Origin of the sequence: Algoriphagus antarcticus, assembly GCF_002150685.1 — a bacterium.
Taxonomy (GTDB): domain Bacteria; phylum Bacteroidota; class Bacteroidia; order Cytophagales; family Cyclobacteriaceae; genus Algoriphagus; species Algoriphagus antarcticus.
The window spans coordinates 18,920-38,344 of sequence record NZ_MSSW01000023.1 but is presented as its reverse complement, the minus strand read 5'-3'; the positions used below and the strand labels follow the sequence as shown (position 1 = coordinate 38,344).

At 42.0% G+C, this 19,425-nt stretch carries 15 protein-coding genes and 1 riboswitch; of the genes, 10 read left to right on the top strand and 5 right to left on the bottom strand.

What is annotated here, in order from left to right; genetic code table 11:
* The 3 genes from BVH04_RS09660 to BVH04_RS09650 all read right to left on the bottom strand — a co-directional run bounded on the left by BVH04_RS09660 (nucleotide 1) and on the right by BVH04_RS09650 (nucleotide 4,316).
* A complete protein-coding gene (locus BVH04_RS09660) occupies nucleotides 1-1,119 on the bottom strand; it encodes an ATP-binding protein (RefSeq protein ID WP_086541266.1) in 1,119 nt (372 codons plus the stop codon).
* A 204-nt stretch (nucleotides 1,120-1,323) separates the two neighbouring features.
* The gene (locus BVH04_RS09655; protein ID WP_140160558.1) at nucleotides 1,324-2,373 is read right to left on the bottom strand and encodes a YncE family protein; all 1,050 of its coding nucleotides are present in this window, start codon (nucleotides 2,371-2,373) and stop codon (nucleotides 1,324-1,326) included.
* An 86-nt stretch (nucleotides 2,374-2,459) separates the two neighbouring features.
* On the bottom strand, nucleotides 2,460-4,316 hold the full coding sequence (locus BVH04_RS09650) for a TonB-dependent receptor (protein ID WP_086541264.1): 1,857 nt from the start codon (nucleotides 4,314-4,316) through the stop codon (nucleotides 2,460-2,462).
* Nucleotides 4,317-4,431: 115 nt separating this feature from the next.
* Nucleotides 4,432-4,646: riboswitch (cobalamin riboswitch) on the bottom strand.
* 141 nt (nucleotides 4,647-4,787) lie between these two features.
* On the opposite strand from BVH04_RS09650, the gene BVH04_RS09645 reads away from it, so the two are divergent.
* The 3 genes from BVH04_RS09645 to BVH04_RS09635 are packed head-to-tail and all read left to right on the top strand — an operon-like array spanning nucleotide 4,788 to nucleotide 7,905.
* Nucleotides 4,788-5,906, top strand: coding sequence for an ABC transporter substrate-binding protein (locus tag BVH04_RS09645; protein WP_240510894.1), 1,119 nt, complete (start codon nucleotides 4,788-4,790; stop codon nucleotides 5,904-5,906).
* Complete coding sequence (locus BVH04_RS09640; protein ID WP_086541263.1) at nucleotides 5,893-6,924, top strand: iron ABC transporter permease; 1,032 nt, start codon at nucleotides 5,893-5,895, stop codon at nucleotides 6,922-6,924. The genes BVH04_RS09645 and BVH04_RS09640 overlap by 14 nt, the downstream gene beginning before the upstream one ends.
* A 3-nt stretch (nucleotides 6,925-6,927) precedes the next feature.
* Complete coding sequence (locus tag BVH04_RS09635; protein WP_086541262.1) at nucleotides 6,928-7,905, top strand: ABC transporter ATP-binding protein; 978 nt, start codon at nucleotides 6,928-6,930, stop codon at nucleotides 7,903-7,905.
* On the opposite strand, the gene BVH04_RS09630 is transcribed toward BVH04_RS09635, so the two are convergent.
* Together BVH04_RS09630 and BVH04_RS09625 are read right to left on the bottom strand one after the other, a co-directional pair.
* Nucleotides 7,902-8,057, bottom strand: a complete 156-nt coding sequence (locus BVH04_RS09630) for a type II toxin-antitoxin system PemK/MazF family toxin (RefSeq protein ID WP_086541261.1) — start codon at nucleotides 8,055-8,057, stop codon at nucleotides 7,902-7,904. The genes BVH04_RS09635 and BVH04_RS09630 overlap by 4 nt on opposite strands.
* Complete coding sequence (locus tag BVH04_RS09625) at nucleotides 8,044-8,283, bottom strand: hypothetical protein (RefSeq protein ID WP_086541260.1); 240 nt, start codon at nucleotides 8,281-8,283, stop codon at nucleotides 8,044-8,046. The genes BVH04_RS09630 and BVH04_RS09625 overlap by 14 nt, the downstream gene beginning before the upstream one ends.
* A gap of 311 nt (nucleotides 8,284-8,594) precedes the next feature.
* Between BVH04_RS09625 and BVH04_RS09620 the strand changes: the two genes are divergently transcribed.
* From BVH04_RS09620 to BVH04_RS09590, 7 genes are all read left to right on the top strand, one after another.
* Entirely contained in the window at nucleotides 8,595-10,079 is a 1,485-nt protein-coding gene (locus BVH04_RS09620; protein ID WP_086541259.1) for a DUF5687 family protein, read from the top strand.
* A complete protein-coding gene (locus BVH04_RS09615) occupies nucleotides 10,076-10,771 on the top strand; it encodes an ABC transporter ATP-binding protein (protein WP_086541258.1) in 696 nt (231 codons plus the stop codon). The genes BVH04_RS09620 and BVH04_RS09615 overlap by 4 nt, the downstream gene beginning before the upstream one ends.
* Before the next feature lie 466 nt (nucleotides 10,772-11,237).
* Entirely contained in the window at nucleotides 11,238-11,612 is a 375-nt protein-coding gene (locus BVH04_RS09610; protein WP_086541257.1) for a hypothetical protein, read from the top strand.
* A gap of 95 nt (nucleotides 11,613-11,707) precedes the next feature.
* Entirely contained in the window at nucleotides 11,708-14,206 is a 2,499-nt protein-coding gene (locus BVH04_RS09605; RefSeq protein WP_086541256.1) for a YbcC family protein, read from the top strand.
* A complete protein-coding gene (locus tag BVH04_RS09600; protein WP_086541255.1) occupies nucleotides 14,206-16,143 on the top strand; it encodes a proton-conducting transporter transmembrane domain-containing protein in 1,938 nt (645 codons plus the stop codon). Before BVH04_RS09605 ends, BVH04_RS09600 begins: the two co-directional genes overlap by 1 nt.
* 39 nt (nucleotides 16,144-16,182) lie before the next feature.
* Nucleotides 16,183-17,790, top strand: a complete 1,608-nt coding sequence (locus BVH04_RS09595; protein ID WP_086541254.1) for a SulP family inorganic anion transporter — start codon at nucleotides 16,183-16,185, stop codon at nucleotides 17,788-17,790.
* 72 nt (nucleotides 17,791-17,862) lie between these two features.
* Nucleotides 17,863-19,209, top strand: coding sequence for a hypothetical protein (locus tag BVH04_RS09590; protein WP_086541253.1), 1,347 nt, complete (start codon nucleotides 17,863-17,865; stop codon nucleotides 19,207-19,209).
* Nucleotides 19,210-19,425 lie beyond the last annotated feature (216 nt).

Below are 19,425 nucleotides of genomic sequence, written 5' to 3'. Positions count from 1 at the left end.
TTAGAGGATGAATTCTCTGAAATTTTCTCTGTGAACTAATTTATAGTCTGCAACATAAGTTTCTTTGAAGGCGGATGGAATGGAGAGTTTTGCGTCAGGATTCCATTTGAATTCAAAGGCCTTCAGTTTCCCGTCTTTTTCTTCGAGATAGTCCAGCTCCTGTTGGTTTTTGGTGCGCCAAAAATAGCTGTTGACTTTAATCCCCTCATATTCTAAATACTTTATTCTTTCGGACATCAGAAAATTTTCCCAAAGGGCTCCGATATCGTTTCGTAGCGCAAGCGGCTGCAGATTTTTGATCAGTGCATTGCGGACGCCATTGTCATAGAAATAGATTTTCTTATTCATCTTTATTTCCTTCCTCAGGTTTCTGCTGAACGTGCCGAGGCGATAGATTACATACGCTTGCTCCAGTAGATCACTGTAGCTAATGACTGTTTTGACATCCACTTGGAGCGATCTGGAAAGTTCGTTATAAGACACCTCATTACCCACCTGATACGCCAAAAGCTGTAGGAGACGGAAGATCACATCTTGCTTTTTAATAATACCCAAAGCCAACACATCTTTGTAGAGGTAGCTTTCTGTGAGTTCATACAATAGGCTTTCCTGATCGTTCACATTTGTAATGATCTCTGGATAAAAACCGTAAACAAGACGATTAGGTAGATCCTGCTCGGCAGCAACATATCCTACAGTTTGCTCAAATTCCTTCCAGCTGATGGGATAAAGGTGAAAAGTCATCTTTCTTCCAGTAAGTGGCTCCTGAGTCAAACCGGATAGCTCAAATGAAGATGAACCACTAAGAATCAATCTCACATCGGGAATCTGATCGTGAATGATTTTTGCAGTGATACCTATGTTTTCGATTCGCTGGGCTTCGTCGATAAATGCATATTTATAATCCCCAAGGATTGATTTGATCTGCATGGTGTTAGGTGTGTCAAACAATCGCCTGGTTGTAGGATCATCCCCATCCAAGAATAAGTAATCCTTTCCAGCCAGTAAGTCATAAACAAGCGTTGTTTTCCCTACTTGGCGCGGGCCTATCAGGATGATTACTTTCTTGTTTTCTAGCTTATCAGAAAGGTTATGAAAATGTATTCTATTGAATTTCATATCCAAATATAGATTTTTATGGAATAAAATCCACAAAAAGCCGTCTTTTTATGGAATGTAATCTACAAAAAGCCGTATTTCCATGGATTACGATTTTTGAGATTCAAATTATAAACGGAATAAGCCGCCGAGACATCAATCTCAGCGGCTTTTTGTAACCATTAAATATCCAATGTCGAATGATGGATATTAAAGTGTAAAGTCTCAATAAACCAAAAAGCCAGAAGGGCCCCTTCCTACTTCGAAACTTCTGATGACTGACCCTGTTTCCGAAAGGACTGTTACAGTTCCGTTTCCTTGGAAACCATTGGAGTTGGCTACATAAATTTGATCTAAGTCATCGTCAAAACCGATCCCGTAAAAGCCCGATCCTGTCATCAATTCCGTTGCTGTAGCTGTGTTTCCTTCGATGTCAATAGTTACTACCGCATCATTGTAATCAGGATATCCTGAGCTGGTCAAAATATACATTTTGTCATCTCCGTCGAAGGAGATTCTGTTGGTAGCATTTGCGACAGGAACTGTATACGAATTTTCTAAAGTAAGGCTACTAAGATTTAAAGTATAGAAAATCACTTCATCCGTTGCGATTGCATAAACCCATAGTATTCCGCCTTCAGCATTGAATTGTTTAGGGGAAGCTTCCAATTCAATCGTAGTAACAACTGTTTCCTGAGTAGCGTCGATGATTTCGATTTTGTTTGCTTCAGAGCTAGCAACAAAGATGTAATTCTCATAAGAGAAAAGATCCTCAGGCTTATCAGACACCTCAATCTTCTTTGAGACAACTCCACCATCAAGACCATTCACGACGGCTACATAAGAGTCCGGCGTTGCATAGCTCGCGTCATATGGCCCATAATCACTGATGAAAAGCTTGCTTCCATTCACTGCCAGAGATCTTGGCTGATCCAATTCCGCTGACACTGCACCAAGGCTTTTGAAGTCAGCCGGATTTACGATTTCTACTTTTCCCGTGTTTGCCACTAAATACAATCTGTCTGCCTCTAGCACCATGTCTTCCAGCAAACCTGCAAAAGGTCTAAGGTTTTCTGCTTCGAAAATATTTGGAAGAAGCTCTTCAGTGTTTGGATTCAAATAATAGACTTCTCCGTCATTTGTTCCAAAGTTGCCTTCGTTCATGATCAAAATACCATTGTCGTATTTGCCTAATGGTTTTTCTTCGCCACTGTCAGAGCAGGCAAAAGAGACAGAGATCAAGGCTGAAGCCCAGAGTAGTTTGTTTAATTTCATATGTTTATAGTTTAGTTTCAAGGTCACATGGAATCTCGCATTACGGATAATTATCCCTCCGTGTGTCGCTTGCGACATGCTCGATTTCATACTAGTATGGATAAATTGAATTGAAAAGATCTTCCCGGCATGGCTCTCAGATAGAGTACCTGATAGTCACTGTTAAAAACATTGTTGATTTGAAAACTCAATGGAAAATGAAGCTTGCCTCGTGACAGTTGGTCGTAGCCTAGACTAAAGTTGAAAAGCTGAAATGAAGGCATCATACGGGGATTGTCAGCCGTGACGGATCGTTCACCCACGAAATAAGTGCCTAATGAGCTGGAGAATCCTGATTTCTCTAAGCGCACTTTTGCATTTGCTTGGTGCTGCGGAGTGTAGGGGAGCTGCTTGCCTAGCGACTGGTCATTTTCGTCCGTGCCTTCAGTGGTTACAGCTTTGGAATAGGTATAAGAAGTCATCAGTTCCCAATTCCAGGTTCCAATACCTCCAGCCAAACTCCCTTGGTATTCTATGCCTTGATTACTGACTTTTTTGATGTTTTCCGGAGTCCAGACACTTCCTTTTGGCAGCCAAATAATCCAGTTGTCCACCGACATTCGGTAGTAAGTCAGACTTTGATTCCAAGTGATTTTACCTGTTCCGCTCCAGTTCAAGCCAAGCTCGCCGTTCATACTTTCTTCAGGTTTCAATTCCGGATTTCCTCCAGGATTCCAGAATCTATCGTTGAGCGTCGGAACTTTAAAACCTTTGCCGATGGAAGTTTTGAGTTGCAAGAATTGTGAGCCTTTTTTCCAAAAACTCCAGTCCATGCCCAGATTTGGTGTAAACGGAGCAAAAGTGCCAGAATAGATTAACTGCCGCAGATTAATCGAAAAAGCTAAGTTCTCACTCGAGGTGAACTTGGTGCTTTGGTACAGCTCAACTCTGGAATCATCTTCCGTATAGGTACTGAGTTCTCCTTTTGCTAGCGTGAATCGAACTCCAGTTTTGGTGTTCCATTTTTCAGAAAAAGTCCTATCCCAATCTCCACTGACAAAATATTGGTTGGTTTGATTTAAGCTTTCGCTGAAAAGCATTTTGTCTTGTACAACCCCTGTTTTCAGATTCCAAATGGACTTTTTTCCAAAATGAAAGTAGTCCAATACAGCACGGATACTTTGATCTTCCTGCTCATCTTGGGTGTTGGAGCCCATTACTGGCTGCACTTCCCGATTGGTTTTATTCCACCAAAAAGCCGCTTTCAACTGATTACTTTCATTGAGGTTCCACGCCAAATCCTGAACCAATCCAATTTGCTCAAACTGAGCATGGTCTTCTTTTACTGCTGGAGTTCCGATTTGCCCAAGGTCTTGGTAGGGGAAATTGTTGTTCGAAAACTCTCGGTAGACTTTGGTGCTACTGCTAAAATTTTTCGAAGAAAAACCTCCAATTAGGTTTGAGTTGAATAAGCCAAAGCTTCCGATCTGCTGAGAAATACCAGCTTTAAGACCTTTGCCAAATTCAGAATTCGTTTCCAAATGGATAGATCCTCCGATTGCTTCATTTCCAAAAAGCGCGCCCGCATTGCCAAACTGCAAACTCACCTGATCGACCGCGGAAATTGGTAAAATGGATAAATCGCTTTGACCGAGGGAAGGACTGTTGATCGGAAGTCCGTTCCAAAAAACTGCGGTGTGTCCAGCAGAGGTGCCTCGAAAGGCCGGTGAGGCGATCATTCCAGCTCCGTATTGTCGAACAAAAACCGGCGATTGCTCTTGAAGAATATCTGCGAGTGAGCGGCCTTGGTAATTTTCCAAGTCCTTTTTTGTCCAGCTGATCACTTTTTGCCCTTGGGCAAATCGATCCAAAGCTGGTGCATACACTTCGACCTCGGCCAACTTGACCGTGTCTTGGATTGGGCTGGAAGCCACAAAATAAAATGCACATAAAAGCAACAACATCCCTGATCGAATTAGTTATAAATTCGATTCGGACTTAAAGAGAAATGGGAAGAAGGGATCGAAGCCGATACTAATCGGCTCAGGTACTTTCTTCATTGCTTTTCCTCCGAAAGCACAGAATCAACAGAAATGGGCAGGTCTCCTGGCTCACCTTAATTTGCCGCCTTCTCATCCCGAATTCGTTTCGGGGCAATGGCATTTTTGACAAATCATTTGCGGAAAAATCCGCTCGGTTCACAGTTGCGGGGACAGCTTTGGTTTTACACCAAATTCCCTTTTAATCCCAAGAGCTCGTAAATGAGTTTGGGAACCTATTTCGGCTGCAAAAATAGATCGGGAAAGCTTAGAAAAAAAATCTGTTTAGCGACAAGTTTTGGAAGTGGCGAAATCCCGAGCTTATTTTGGATTTTATTATCTCAAAGAAATTCTGTGAAAAACCTTCGATTTAGTCTCTTCATTACCTCAGTTTTTTTGACTTTAATCTATTCTTTTTCAGGGTGTAGTGAAAAGAAGGATGAGGAAGAAAAAGGACTTGAGAAAATAGACTTGAGCTATGCTTCTGGTTTTACGATTTCAAAGGGAAATGATTTTTGGGAGGTAGAAGTTAATCAGGCTTGGACAGGCGCGGACAGGATTTTCAAGTATTTGGTGTTGGAAGAAAATGCTAAAAAACCAGCAGGAGATTTCGATGCAATTATCCAGCTTCCAGTGGAGAAGATAATTCTGACTTCAACTACCCATATTCCGCATCTGGACATGCTGAATGACACGGAGAAATTGATTGGTTTTCCCAATCTCAATTTGATTTCTTCAGAGAAAACATGGGTGCAAATTGACGCTGGAAAGGTGGAGGATTTGGGAGCTGGGCCTTCGGCAAATACCGAAATGGTTATTGATTTGGCGCCTGATTGGATCATGATTTCTACTCTTGGTGATAATCTGAAGTACTTGGATTTGCTGGCACAAGCCGAGATTCCTGCGGTAATCAATGGAGAATATGTGGAGCAACATCCGCTCGGAAGAGCTGAGTGGATTAAATTTACCGGAGTGCTTTTGGGGAAATATGAGGAGGCTAAAATCGCTTTTGCACAGGTTGAAAAAGACTATTTGGACGCTGAGAAATTGAGTGCTTCTATCATTGATTCCCTTCGTCCAACGGTGCTCAGTGGCGTCCTTTATCAGGATATTTGGTATGCGCCTGGAAGTGAAAGTTGGGGTGCGAAAATACTTCAGAATGCTGGCGGGAACTATATTTTCTCAGAACAGAAAGGAACTGGCAGCGTGCAATTGAATTATGAATATGTGATTGAAAATGCTTTGGAGGCTGATTTTTGGATAGGATCGGCTGATTTTTTGGATTTGAAAACTATGGGAAATTCAGAGCCTAGATACAAAGTCTTCACCGCTTTCAAATCTGGGAATGTATTTTCTTACACACAGAGAAGAGGTAGAGCCGGAGGTCTTGAATATTTTGAGTTGGGCTACATGCGTCCAGATTTGATTTTAAAAGATCTGATCAAAATTGTTCATCCTGACTTACTTCCAGACTATGAGTTGTATTTTTATCAACAACTCAATGAAACCAACTAATCCGATTTTTCTTCTTTCTGCCGCACTTATCCTGTTGGTTTTGAGCTTTCTGCTCAATGTCAGCTTGGGGTCAGTGGCGATTTCTCCAGGCGAGATCTTGCATGGGATTTTTGCAGGAGAATGGACAAAAGCATCCCGTGAGCAGATCATTTTAAACTACAGAATCCCAAAAGCACTTGTCGCTATTTTAGCGGGAATCGGTTTAAGTATTAGTGGCCTTCAGATGCAGACATTTTTCAGGAATCCGCTTGCAGGACCATTTGTGCTGGGAATAAGCTCTGGTGCAGGATTGGGTGTGGCGATCTTGATGTTGGCTGGATCGGCTTTTGGTTTAGTCGCTTATGGAGGAGCCATGAATCCTTGGGCGATTGCAATTGCAGGGACAATAGGGGCCGGTTTAGTGTTGGTCACGGTGAGTTTGGTAGCTTGGAAAGTGAGGGATAGTATGACTCTTTTGATCGTTGGGTTGATGTTTGGTTCGGCTGTTTCAGCGATCATTTCAATGCTGTCTTATTTTTCTGGAGCAGAGGCGTTGAAGTTATTTACCATCTGGTCAATGGGTAGTTTGGGGGGATTAGTCTGGGATCAGGTTTGGGTCTTAATCTTCGTGATTGCAGTTGGGATTATTCCTGTGGTCGCTTCTGTGAAATCCTACAATGGAATGCTTTTGGGAGAAAGCTACGCGAAAAGTATGGGGATAAATCCAGCTCGTTTACGTTGGTTGATGATCCTAAGCACGGGTTTATTAGCAGGTTGTATTACGGCTTTTTGCGGACCGATTGCTTTTATCGGGATTGCAGTGCCGCATGTCGCGCGCATGATTTGGCGCACCTCTGATCATCGGTTGCTATTTCCTGCCACGGCTATTTTGGGAGCAATTTTACTGTTGCTTTGTGATGCTGTGGCTCAATTGCCTGGCTCTGCACAGACACTTCCGATCAATGCAGTGACTTCCTTAGTTGGAGCGCCGATCGTGATTGGTCTGGTTTTGAAAAAGAACTTTAGCAAAGAATTTTAGGCTATGCAAGAAGCATCAATAGTTGGAAAGAATCTGAGTTTGGGATACACCAAACAAAAATCCAGGAAAGAGATTCTTCAGGAGTTGAATTTTTCCCTTTATGATGGAGAGATGACATGCTTACTTGGCCCCAATGGTGTGGGGAAATCGACTTTGGTAAAAGCTATTTTAGGTCAATTAAAGCCATTTACGGGTTATGTTTTGCTTAACGGTAAACCTATTTCTACTTATTCTAATGAAGCTCTTGCCAAAGAACTTTCGGTAGTTTTAACCGAGCCTTTTTTGCCGGGAAATATGACTGTCGGGCAGCTGGTATCAATGGGCAGAATTCCTCATACGAGCTGGACTGGTAAGCTGAGCGAAGCGGACTTGTTGGCAGTTGATGAAGCTTTGGAAGCAACAAAAATCACTTATCTCAAAGATGAACGACTTGGGGAAATCTCCGACGGTCAGCGGCAAAAGGCGATGATTGCCCGTGCCTTGGCGCAGGATGGAAAGGTGATGGTTTTAGATGAGCCTACAGCTCATTTGGATTTGGTCAATCGCTTTGAAATTATGCATTTGCTTCATGAGATTTCGAAAACGCAGCAGAAGGCGATATTGGTAGTTACACATGATCTTGAAATTGCTTTGGAAACGGCCGACAAATTCTGGATACTTAATTGTGGATCGCCGATGATTTGTGGTTTACCTGAGGATTTGGTGATTTCTGGTGAGATCAATCAACTTTTGCCCGGGGATAGATTTCACTTTAGCATAGATCGAGGAAGAATTGAGTTAACTTTTTCTGAGTTGAAATTTGATATTTCTGGGGCACCAGAGCTGGTGCAATTGGTGAAAAATGCCTTGAAAAAGTCAGGAATCCAAAAACTGGATTCTTTGATCCAAGTCAGTGGAAATCCGTTTTTGATCGAATATAAAGAACAGATTTTCAGAAGTGTGGGAGAGTTTGTGGAGGGGATGAAAAGTAGGGGTTGTTAACCTTTGAGGTTTTCGAAACCTCGAAGGTTTGTGGAAGGATGTTCGGTTTGATCGAGCAAATTAGTTTGAATAATCACCACAGGTCTGATCTTTCCTGGTTCTGTCCCTCTAGCAGGGTTGAGATTTGCGAGCCATAATTTATTCTGTTTCATCTTCCTCGAGCATTGCGTCAAATTCTGCAAGAATTTCGAAAGAACTCTCTTTTGTAAGTTCCGACGCTTTTTCAAATTCAGCACTCAGCTTTTTACGTTTTTGATACTTATTATAGAATTCGAGCGCTTGATTGATGTACCTATTTCTCGCTACCTTTTTATCCTTAATGATGGCTTCTGTTTCTTCGAAGACTTTGGTGTCCAATTTTAGAGAGAAAGTTTTCATGATTTCTAAGGTGTATACTATTAATTGTGATTATATGGAATGTTGCCAGTAGAAAATTTATAGGATCGGAAATTATAAGATACCTTGAATTTTGGTTTACTCCGGTCATCGGTCTTCCAACCCATCGACCAAAGAGAATTTGCTTACTGGCAGAAAAGCGTACATACAGACTATTAATAAATACTTTTCTCAAATGGTCACAATAATTTCACATACCTTCAATCCATATTAAGAAATTCAAAAGCGATAATTACTGTTGGTTTTCTTATATTTTGGGCTGAAATTAAGCCTCTTTTTACTTTTAAGATTATATGTTATTTGAATTGATCCGACTGGAACTCCTGAAAAGTTTCCGGTCCACAGCATTTGCCAAAAGCGTGATGGTTGCCATTTTTCTTGGTTTTCTCGCGATTATGCTTTTAGGTTATCTATTTATGGCTGGTATTTTTCTAAACAGAATTTTACAGGAGATAGCTGAAGGGCAGGATACTATCATAGTATTGAATTCTGGATTGATTTTCTTCTTTTTGGTTGAGTTTATGTATCGGTATTTTCTACAAAAGCTGCCCGTGATTGAGCTTGAAAGTCTGTTGCATTTGCCGATTTCTAAAAAGAAAATCATCCATATGCTGCTGGGAAGATCCTTTTTCTCTCCATTAAGTATCGTGGCTTTAATACTTTTTGCTCCATTTGCTTTGACTGAGATCTCAACTCAATATGGTATGTCGGGAGCGATTTCTTGGCTGGGGACTGTAGTTTTTATCAGCTGGACCTTGCATTGGTTTATGCTGTGGTTTAAGCAGCGCTTTGAGGATAGTTTGATAGGTGTGATTATCGTTTTCATTGTTCTTCTTCTGGGCGGAGGATCTACTTATATGGGTTGGTTTAATTTGGGTGAAATGGTTTCCCCATTTTTCACTTTTGCCATGAGTAGTTTTATTCCTATGGTGATAATGCTGGTTCTGTGTCTTGTGGGATATTATCTAGCATTTTCATATTATCTGAACAATGCTTATTTGGAGGATTTGGCCAAAGAAGAGGAAGTAAGATTTATAAATCAAAGTGTGGGATTTTTCTCCCGATTTGGAGAAGCTGGAGAATTGGCGAATCTGGAGTGGAAGCTGATTATTCGTCACAAAAAGAGTAGAACCTTCCTAATGCTCAGTGCATTTTTCCTTTTGTATGGGACGATTTTCTATGATAATCCCGCCTATCAATCTGGACCAATGCAGAATATCTTCATCTTCGTTGGGATTTTTATTACAGGTATTTTTACCATCCAGTACGGACAGCTTTTCTTAAGCTGGAACTCTGGGTACTTTGATTTTTTCCTTAGTCGAAAAGATGGGATAAAAAACTTAGTGAAAGGAAAATACCTTTTGCTGCTATCTATCTCCTTATTATGCTTTTTGCTGTCCATTCCCTACGTGTATTTTGGATGGAAATTCTTGCTTATTCACTTTGCTACTTTCCTGTTTAATGCTGGGATTATGATCCACTTGATAATTTACTTGGCTATATGGAAACCGAAGCCTATGGATCTGAGCAAGGGCGCAATGTTTAATTACGAGGGTGTGGGCGCAGCTCAGTTTCTCATGATTATTCCAATGATGGTAGCTCCTTACCTTATTTACTTGCCTTTTGCTTTGATTTTCAATTTCTATGCAGGTCTTGCAGCGCTAGGCACGATAGGAGTTGTGGGGATTTTGTTCTTCAATCAACTAGCCGCTATTAATGTTAATCGGGTACTGAAAAACAGACACGAAATTTCATCTTCATTCCGTCAAGAGTTATGATCAAAGTTACTGAACTAAAAAAACAATATAAAGAAGCCGTTGTACTCGATGTGACACTTTTGGAAATCCCCAAATCTGAGTGCTTTGGTTTGGTGGGTAATAATGGTGCGGGTAAAACAACCTTGTTTAGAATAATGCTTGATCTAGTTCGTGCTTCGAATGGGAGAGTGGAAATTGACGGGAAGGATGTGAGTAAATCCGAAGAATGGAAGCGAACTACTGGGGCTTATTTGGATGAGCATATGCTGCTATCCTATTTGACTGCGGATGAATATTTCCAGACACTTCGAAAAATCTATGGTCTCTCTGAAGCTGATTTGCAGCTACACCTTGACATGTTCACAGAGTTTTTCAATGATGAGATTGTTGGGAAAAAGAAATATATCCGAGATCTGTCAAAAGGTAATTTGAAGAAGGTAGGGATTGCAGCTGCTTTGATGGGAAATCCTGAGGTAGTCCTTTTGGATGAGCCTTTCGAAAATTTGGATCCTAGCTCTCAAATCCGATTGAAGAAATTAATCCTTCAGATAAAGGAGGCTTCTCAAGTTACTTTTTTGCTTTCGAGTCATGACCTGAACCATGTGACGGAGATTTGTGACCGTATTGTATTACTCGAAAAAGGAAAAATCATCAATGACATGCGAGACAAGTCTGCGATGCTGGCTGAGTTGGATGCTTATTTTACAGGGTAATGTTTCCGGAAATCATTGTCCATTTTGTAGTGATTAAATGAACAAGTGGTACGTCAGACTTATTTCTCCGGAAAGGTTTCGATAACGAGTCCAGTATTTATGGAAGTCTGAATATTTGCCTAATGAGCTTCCGCCAAATGAACAGATATTGTGATTAGGCGCATTTTAGTACCAATGCGACAGGTTTTTTGATCTTCTGTACAGTTACGGGATTGATTCGAAGAACCTAAGTCCTAACTAAAACGAACTATTGCTTAGAAAGTAGCTTTCAAAGTTTTAGATGAATTGATGCAATCATGAGTATTTTCCTTAAATGGAAGATAAACTCATTTTGCTTTCGTTCAAATTACAAGTTCAATAGCAGGGTGGGAGATGTTTTCTCTTTAAAGATTTTCAAGTAATTTTTTTTTCCTACTGTTTGTTGATGCTTTAAAAAAAGATTTACCTTTCGACGTTTTAAAACAAAATGCCGATACTCTTAAGTGTAATACTGTTTGCTTTTAGATCACTCTTCCTTCTGGGAATTGGGGTTAGCGATACACTTGAGTCACTGGCTACCCAAGAGCAGGAACAAATTTCCTCGGAGATTTACGATAGCCAGCTTCACCCAATACTTCTCGAGGACTCTTCCATTGAGCTCCTACTGATAGAAAATCAGGAGCAGGAAGAAAAAAGTGAAACGGAAGATCTACCTCTGCTTTATTATGTAGAAACTCCCACATTTTCTGATTCCAAAAAGGACTTTACGGATTGGCAGACCTCATTTTTCTCGTCAAAAGCCAAACAAGGTTGCATTCACTTCTATGATCTTTTTGGCTGCTGGAAGTCAGAATTAGTCTGAATTTTTTTCGGCTCTAAAAGCCTGAAATCAACCTTTTGGTTGATGTCCTAATCGCTTCTCTAGAAGCTTTACTTCCACTATTTGAGCATAACTTTATGAATCAATCTAAGCATTCGCATGCTTATGATTTGGATGAGATCCTGCATGAAATCAGGCATTATCTTCCAAGCCAAGCGCCTTTGAAGGACTTTGTCCATCATAATACGCTACATGCGTTTCAACATTTACCATTTCATCAGGCACTAAAACAAGCCAATTCCCAGTTTGGCTTTAAAGGTTATTTGTCAATCGCCGAATACCAAACTCTCTATCGGGAGAAAAAGATTAAAGGAGAAATTTTACAGCAAGTTGTCCAAAATCACTTCGGCGAAAATGAAGCCAATCATTGGGCAGTGAAAATCCTAGATTCTCCCGCCATACAGCAGACCTATCCGAAGGTTGGCTCATTTAGAGCCCATTGGAAAGTGGATTACCATATCAATTTGGACAAAAGCATCCACCCATTTCTCTTTAGATTACTAGCCGCTTACCTGGATCAGGGGATTTCTATCTGGTCTTTCCCTGTCGAATCAACAGGTTTTCTAGACGCAATTCGGCAAATCAATCAAGCTAGTTATTCATCCATTTTCAAAGGAAAGCGAGCTAAAAAACTGATTGCAAATCCAAAGCTTAACCTGACACAACTATTAGAAATCTTGGTTGGTCGTGAAGAAGCATACGGTTGGTACCTTTTTGACCAGCAATTCGCCCATCCGGGTTGGTCGGGAATGGTCTCTGTTTTGGAAGATCAGCCTAGCTCACTCTTGGATCGCCGACCGATCAAATTTGAGGACTTGTTGATCTTTGAATGTCTTCTGGAAATCGATGCTTTGGATCAGAAGTTTGGTGAAAACTGGATTCCAATCGGAGTTCGCTTTCCCCATGAGACTTCCCAATTATTTGAGACTAGCCTTATCGAAGAGCAAGATTTGATTTTACAATGCTTTCAGGAAGCTTACGAATGGAGCTATTACGATGAAGTCTTAGCAGGAATCAGCCACGTGAAGCCAGTAGCTGAGTCTAAAGAGATTCCCAGCTTTCAGGCAATGTTCTGCATTGATGACCGGGAATGTTCGATGCGGAGGTATTTGGAATTCATCGCACCAACTTGCGCCACTTTCGGTACGCCGGGATTCTTCAGCGTGGAATTTTACTTCCAACCTGAATTCGGGAAATTCCATACGAAAGTTTGTCCTGCTCCAGTTTTCCCAAAATACTTGATTAAGGAAACAGCTTCTCATAAAAAGCTCCAAAAAGACGTTCATTTCAATCAAAACAGTCATTCCTTAGTCAGAGGCTGGGTCAGTGCACAGACTATTGGTTTTTGGTCAGCTTTGAATCTGGTGAAGAACATCTTCAGTCCATCCAGCTCAGCGCTGGAAGTTTCTTCTTTTAAGCACATGGATCCAAATGGATCATTGACTATTGAGCACAAAGGAGAATTTGAAGGGGAGCTTCAGATCGGATTCAAAATCGAGGAAATGGCCGACCGAATCGAAAGTTTACTTCGTTCCATCGGCTTGATTTCGGGTTTTTCCCCTTTGGTATACCTAATCGGTCATGGCGCTTCTAGCATCAACAATACGCATTATGCAGGTTATGATTGTGGCGCATGCTGCGGTAGACCGGGTTCAGTGAATGCTCGAGTGGCAGCTCACATGGCAAATGATTCTCGGGTTCGGGAGATTTTAGCTTCCCGTGGCATCGAGATTCCTGTGTCAGCTCAATTTGTAGGAGCGCTTCATGATACGACTAAGGATGAGATCGAATACTATGATCTTGAGGTTTTATCAGAAGCAAATTTGCGCTCACATCATAAGAACGTAGGACTATTCGCTGAGGCATTGGATGCGAATTCTATGGAGCGATCCAGAAGGTTTGCGACACTTTCTAAAGCTCAATCTGTGGGTTCAATTCATGCAGCAGTTAAAAAGCGTGCATTCTCACTTTTCGAACCAAGACCTGAGTACAATCATGCGACAAATAGTCTCTGTATTGTTTCCAGAAAGTCTACAATCAAAGGATTATTCCTAGATCGTCGTGCATTCTTGAATTCTTATGACTATCGAAAGGATCCTGCTGGAAAAGCCCTAACCAAGATTCTTGGTGCTGCGGCTCCGGTCTGTGGCGGGATCAATTTGGAATACTATTTCTCCAGAATGGATAACGACCATCTGGGCGCGGGCACCAAACTGCCTCATAATGTGGTGGGACTAATCGGGGTAGCCAATGGCGCAGATGGCGATTTGAGAACTGGATTGCCATACCAAATGGTAGAAATCCATGATCCTATTCGCTTGATGCTGATCGTAGAGCACTTTCCTGAAGTAGTGATGGAAGTGTTCTTGGCTAATCCTGCCACCTACGAATGGGTGAAGAATTATTGGGTCCACTTTGTAGTGATCGAACCTGTAACCAAGCAGTTTTTGCACTATAAAGATGGGGAGTTTGTGAACTACAAGCCATTGAGCAGCATCGATCACATTGATCATCTTCAGGATAAACTAAAGGACGAAGCCGGAAATATGCCTGTTTACTTAATCGATTCAATCTAATGGAATTAACATTCTTTATCCAACTGATGATTGGGATACCTCTAGTCGGTTTTGTTTTGAGTTTGATTATCCCAGAAAGTCGTGAAAATCTCCTTTCAAAAGTAGCCTTCTACACTGCTGGACTTAATCTGATCAGCATTCTGGTATTACTGGTATTGTGGGCAGTTGAAGGTTTTGGTGCAGTAAATGTGAAAGAATTTGTCTTATATCGAAATCCAAACTTTGAATTTCTGATTGACTTTTTCTTTGATCGGGTAGGGGCGGTTTATGTCACAGTCGGCGCTTTGTTGACGTTCTTGATCACATTCTACAGCCGGTACTACCTGCACCGTGAGCCTGGATACAAGCGATTTTTCAATACTGTTCTCTTCTTTTACTTAGGATTCAATATCACCGTTTTGGCGGGAAATTTTGAAACCTTATTTATCGGGTGGGAAGTTTTGGGAATCTCTTCGTTCTTGTTGATCGCATTTTATCGAAATAATTACCTACCAACCCGAAATGCGATTCGCGTGTTTTCGATCTACAGAATTGGTGATGTGGGGATGATTTTAGCCATGTGGGCCAGTCATCACCTGTGGCATGAGAATGTGACTTTCCACAAACTCGGCAATGCTGAACTGGTACACGAGCACCTTTTGGGACATTCGGGTATTGGGCTTTTCATTTCCCTCATGCTCTTGCTTGCAGCTGCTGCCAAATCTGCACAGTTTCCCTTTTCTTCCTGGCTACCCAGAGCGATGGAAGGCCCGACGCCTTCTTCGGCTATTTTCTATGGCTCGCTTTCGGTGCATTTGGGCGTATTTCTATTGCTTCGGACTTTTCCTTTCTGGGAAAATCAAATCGGAGTCCGAATCATTATCGGACTGATTGGCTTAACCACGGCGGTACTTTCGACGATGATCGCACGGGTTCAGACTTCTGTGAAAACCCAAATTGGCTACGCTTCCCTGACTCAAATCGGGATTATGTTTATCGAAGTGGCTTTAGGATTGGAAACCTTGGTTTTGATTCACTTTGCAGGAAATGCGTTCCTTAGAACTTACCAACTCTTAGTTTCCCCTTCCATCGTCAGCTACCTGATTCGGGAGCAGTTCTACGGTTTTGAACCTAAGTTGAAATCTGTCAAGACTGGTCTTGCTTCCAGGCTTATCATATCCTGCTACATCTGGAGCCTGAAAGAGTGGAACCTAGATCTATTGATGAATCGATTGGTATTTAGACCGCTCAAAAACCTGGGGCATCGATTGGATTTCTTAACCTACAAGACAGTGCTGCTTTACTTTATTCCGACCTATGTTCTAGGCCTGAGCCTATTGGTAGCAGGGATTAAGATTCCCGATTCGGTGCGTGTTTACTTACCAGTGATCTTTGGATTTGTCGCTTTGATGATGGTATTGAAAGCGTTCTCCGAGCGTGGATCGGCACGATTGAGCTGGATTCTATTGATTCTAAATCACTTCTGGATGGTGCTGGCGATTGCTGAAAATGAATTATTCGCTTGGCCACAAGTGGCAATCTATCTAAGCGGCGTCATCTTCTTTGGTATTTCTGGATTGCTGATCATTGATTGGCTGAAGCGCTTGACCGGTCAACACGGCCTGCATCACTACAAAGGCTACGTGACCAAATATCCACTTGTAGCATTTCTGTTTCTGCTCAGTGCGCTGGGATTGATGGGCTTTCCACTGTCTCCAACCTTCCTTGGGGAGGACCTGCTCTTTTCCCACATTCATGAAGATCAGTTTCTCCTGGCTGGCATTGCAGCCTTGACTTTCGTCATGGAAGGAATCGTAACTATTCGAATTTTCGCCAGACTATTTATGGGCGCAACGGTGGATCGAGAGATTTCATCTTTGAGCTCCGATGATTTAGCCCTGAGCAAAAAAAATCAATTCATCAAACGACCCTTGGCGGCAAAGGCCAACTCTTATTAAAATATTCACTTAAATGGGTAGGCTCTACCCTTGAAAAATATGGAAAAATCAACCAAGCTTTCGCTTCCAAAAGATGGATGGGAAGGATTAAAAGAGAACTTCTCTTCGGATGCCGTATCTGGCTTCGTCGTATTTTTGTTGGCAATGCCGTTGAGTTTGGGGATTGCAAAAGCTTCTGACTTTCCACCGATCATGGGATTGCTTACTGCAATCATTGGTGGTATTGTAGTCAGTATTTTCGCAGGATCTAAGATGACGATCAAAGGTCCAGCTGCTGGATTGATCGTAGTTGTGGCCGGAGCGGTGACAGACTTTGGTGGGGGAGAGATCGGCTGGCGATTTGCCCTTGGCGCAATGGTCGTAGCAGGTTTGGTTCAGGTGCTTTTTGGGGTTTTCAAACTCGGGAAATTAGCTGATATCTTCCCACTTTCTGCGATTCACGGGATGCTTGCAGCAATTGGTATTATCATTATTGCGAAGCAGATTCCTATTTTACTGGATGTCGATCCTGTCCTTTACAAAGGAAAAACGATCATCGACATGATTTTAAGCATCCCTACTTTTCTGGTAAATCTTGATCCTAAAGCTTCCTTGATCGGTGTAGTCGCACTGGCAATTATGATGGGATGGCCTTATATCAAAAATGCCAAAATCAAGAAAATACCTGCTCCTTTGGTGGTTTTACTTTTGGCTATTCCAGCCGAGCTGTTGATGGATTTTCAGCATACTGAACCGGCCTATGCGCTACTTCATATTGGAAATTTTGTAGAGAATGTGAAGTACAATGCAGATTTTGGTGGGTTTGCGATGACTGGTACTTTCATAAAATACGTGATCATGTTTGCCTTGGTGGGTTCATTGGAATCCTTACTTACCGTAAAGGCCATTGACATGGTGGATCCTTACAAGCGTAAGTCTGACAACAATAAAGATTTGATCGCAGTAGGGGTGGGAAATACCTTGGCGGCATTCCTTGGTGGTCTTCCTATGATTTCAGAAGTAGCCCGTAGCTCTGCAAACGTCAATAGCGGCGCTAAAACCCGTTGGGCAAACTTCTTCCATGGCTTGTTTATGCTGATTTTCGTATTGGTCGCAACGCCGATAATCGAGATGATTCCTAATGCAGCTTTGGCCGCAATGCTAATCACAGTTGGAATCAAATTAGCCCATCCAAAGGAATTTGTCAACACGTTTAAAATCGGTAAGGAGCAGTTGGCCATATTCGTCGTTACCATTTTGTTTACCCTTTTCGAAGATCTTTTGGTGGGTATCGCAGCAGGTATCCTTTTGAAAATGATCTTCCACGTAGTCAACGGTACACCAATCAGCTCTTTCTTCAAGGCGCCTACTTTGGTTTCATTCGCTGGTAACAACTATTTGGTAGAAATCGATAAGTCCGCAATTTTCTCAAATTACTTGGGGATCAAAAGAAAGTTAGAAGAGATTCCAGCTGGCTTCAATGTGACTATTGATCTGAAAAACACCAAACTGGTGGATCACTCAGTGATGGAGAATCTGCACCATTTCCAGCATGACTACGAGGATAATGGAGGGACTGTTAAAATTATAGGTTTAGAAAAACACGTGGCAGTCTCTGATCATGAGCTTGCAGCCCGCAAACTTCCAAAACTCACCAAATCCTATTAATCAATCCTTTCATTCGAGAAATCTCATTCAGGGATTTCTCGATGGATTTGATCTTGATTATAAAAAACATAGATGAAAAACTTTAGATACAAGATTATTGGGTGGTTTTCACTGTGCTTATCCCTCTTAGCTACTTCGCTTCATGCGCAGGATAAAGAATTGAAAGTATTCTTGAATGATGCTCAGACTCACTACATCAAAGGAACAGGACTAGGGCAAATATGGGTAAGACATACGGCATTTAACCCCGGGTCAACAGTGTTTGGTACTCCTAAGGAAAGCGGTTTTGATGTAGGATTGAGACGAGTTCGTTACCAAGCATTTGGTCAACTGACTGATAAAGTATTTGTCTACACCCAGTTTGGAATCAATAGCTTCGGTTCGCTTTCCTCGCGAAAGCCGGGCTTATTCTTGCACGATGTGACAGGTGAATACGCCGTCATCCCCTCCAAATTGACAATCGGAGCAGGACTTCATGGGGTCAATGGAACTGTTCGCTATTCATCCTCTTCTGTAGGGACTATTTTGGGTATGGATTTACCTTTTATCGAGGAATCCACCAATGATATCTCGGATCAATTTGTGAGAATGCTTGGCGTCTATGCCAAAGGTCAACTTGGACAATTAGATTACCGCTTTTCTGCATCCAACCCTTTTCCGATTCAGACTGCGATCAATCCCGTGCCAACCCTACCTGATGGGGTAATCAATCAGGCCTATTACAGTGTCAATGCGCCAGAACTCAAGTACCAAGGCTATGTGATGTGGCAGTTTTGGGAAAAGGAAAGCAACCAATTCCCGTACATGACTGGTACCTATTTAGGAAAGAAGAAAGTGCTGGCGGTAGGTTCTGGATTTTCGACTCAATCCAATGCTATGGAATACAGAGCTACTTCTCAAGGCGCGAAAATTCTCGCTCCAAGTACCCAATTCGGGGTGGATATCTTCATAGATACGCCCTTGGATAAGGCAAAAGGAACTGCTTTTACGGCCTACGCGGCTTATATCAATTATGATTTTGGCCCAAACTACTTACGAAATGGTGGTGCGATCAATGTTGCAAATGGGATGAATGCTAACGGCACTGCTAATGGACCTGGCAACAACTTTCCACTGATCGGAACTGGTCAAGTTTACTATACCCAAGTAGGCTACCTGATGCGCAAAGATCTACTTGGCGATGCGGGCACATTACAACCCTATGCCCAATTGATTATATCGGATTACGTGAAAGTTGATGAACCATTTACTGTATATGACATTGGTGTCAATTGGCTGCAAGCCGGTCATCGCTCCAAGCTCTCGCTCGACTATCAAAGCCGACCCATTTTGGCTCAAGGGACTTCCGAAAAGCTAATCAAAAATTCTGCTGAACCCCGCAAAGGAATGCTGGTGATGCAATACCAATTTGCCTTTTGATTATGGATTTATCCCCGCAGGCCTCCTGCGGGGCTATTTTTTTATTTAGCAGGATTAATATATCCTTTCCGTTTTAGGCCGACTGGAAAAGGTGGCATACAACTAATCGGTTTGTTGCAAATCGCATCTCATTGTCCCGAAAATGAAAGATTATCGATGATATGTGAACCAAATTTGTCAGGCTGGCTGAGCTGATCCCATTTTTTCCAGCGCAAT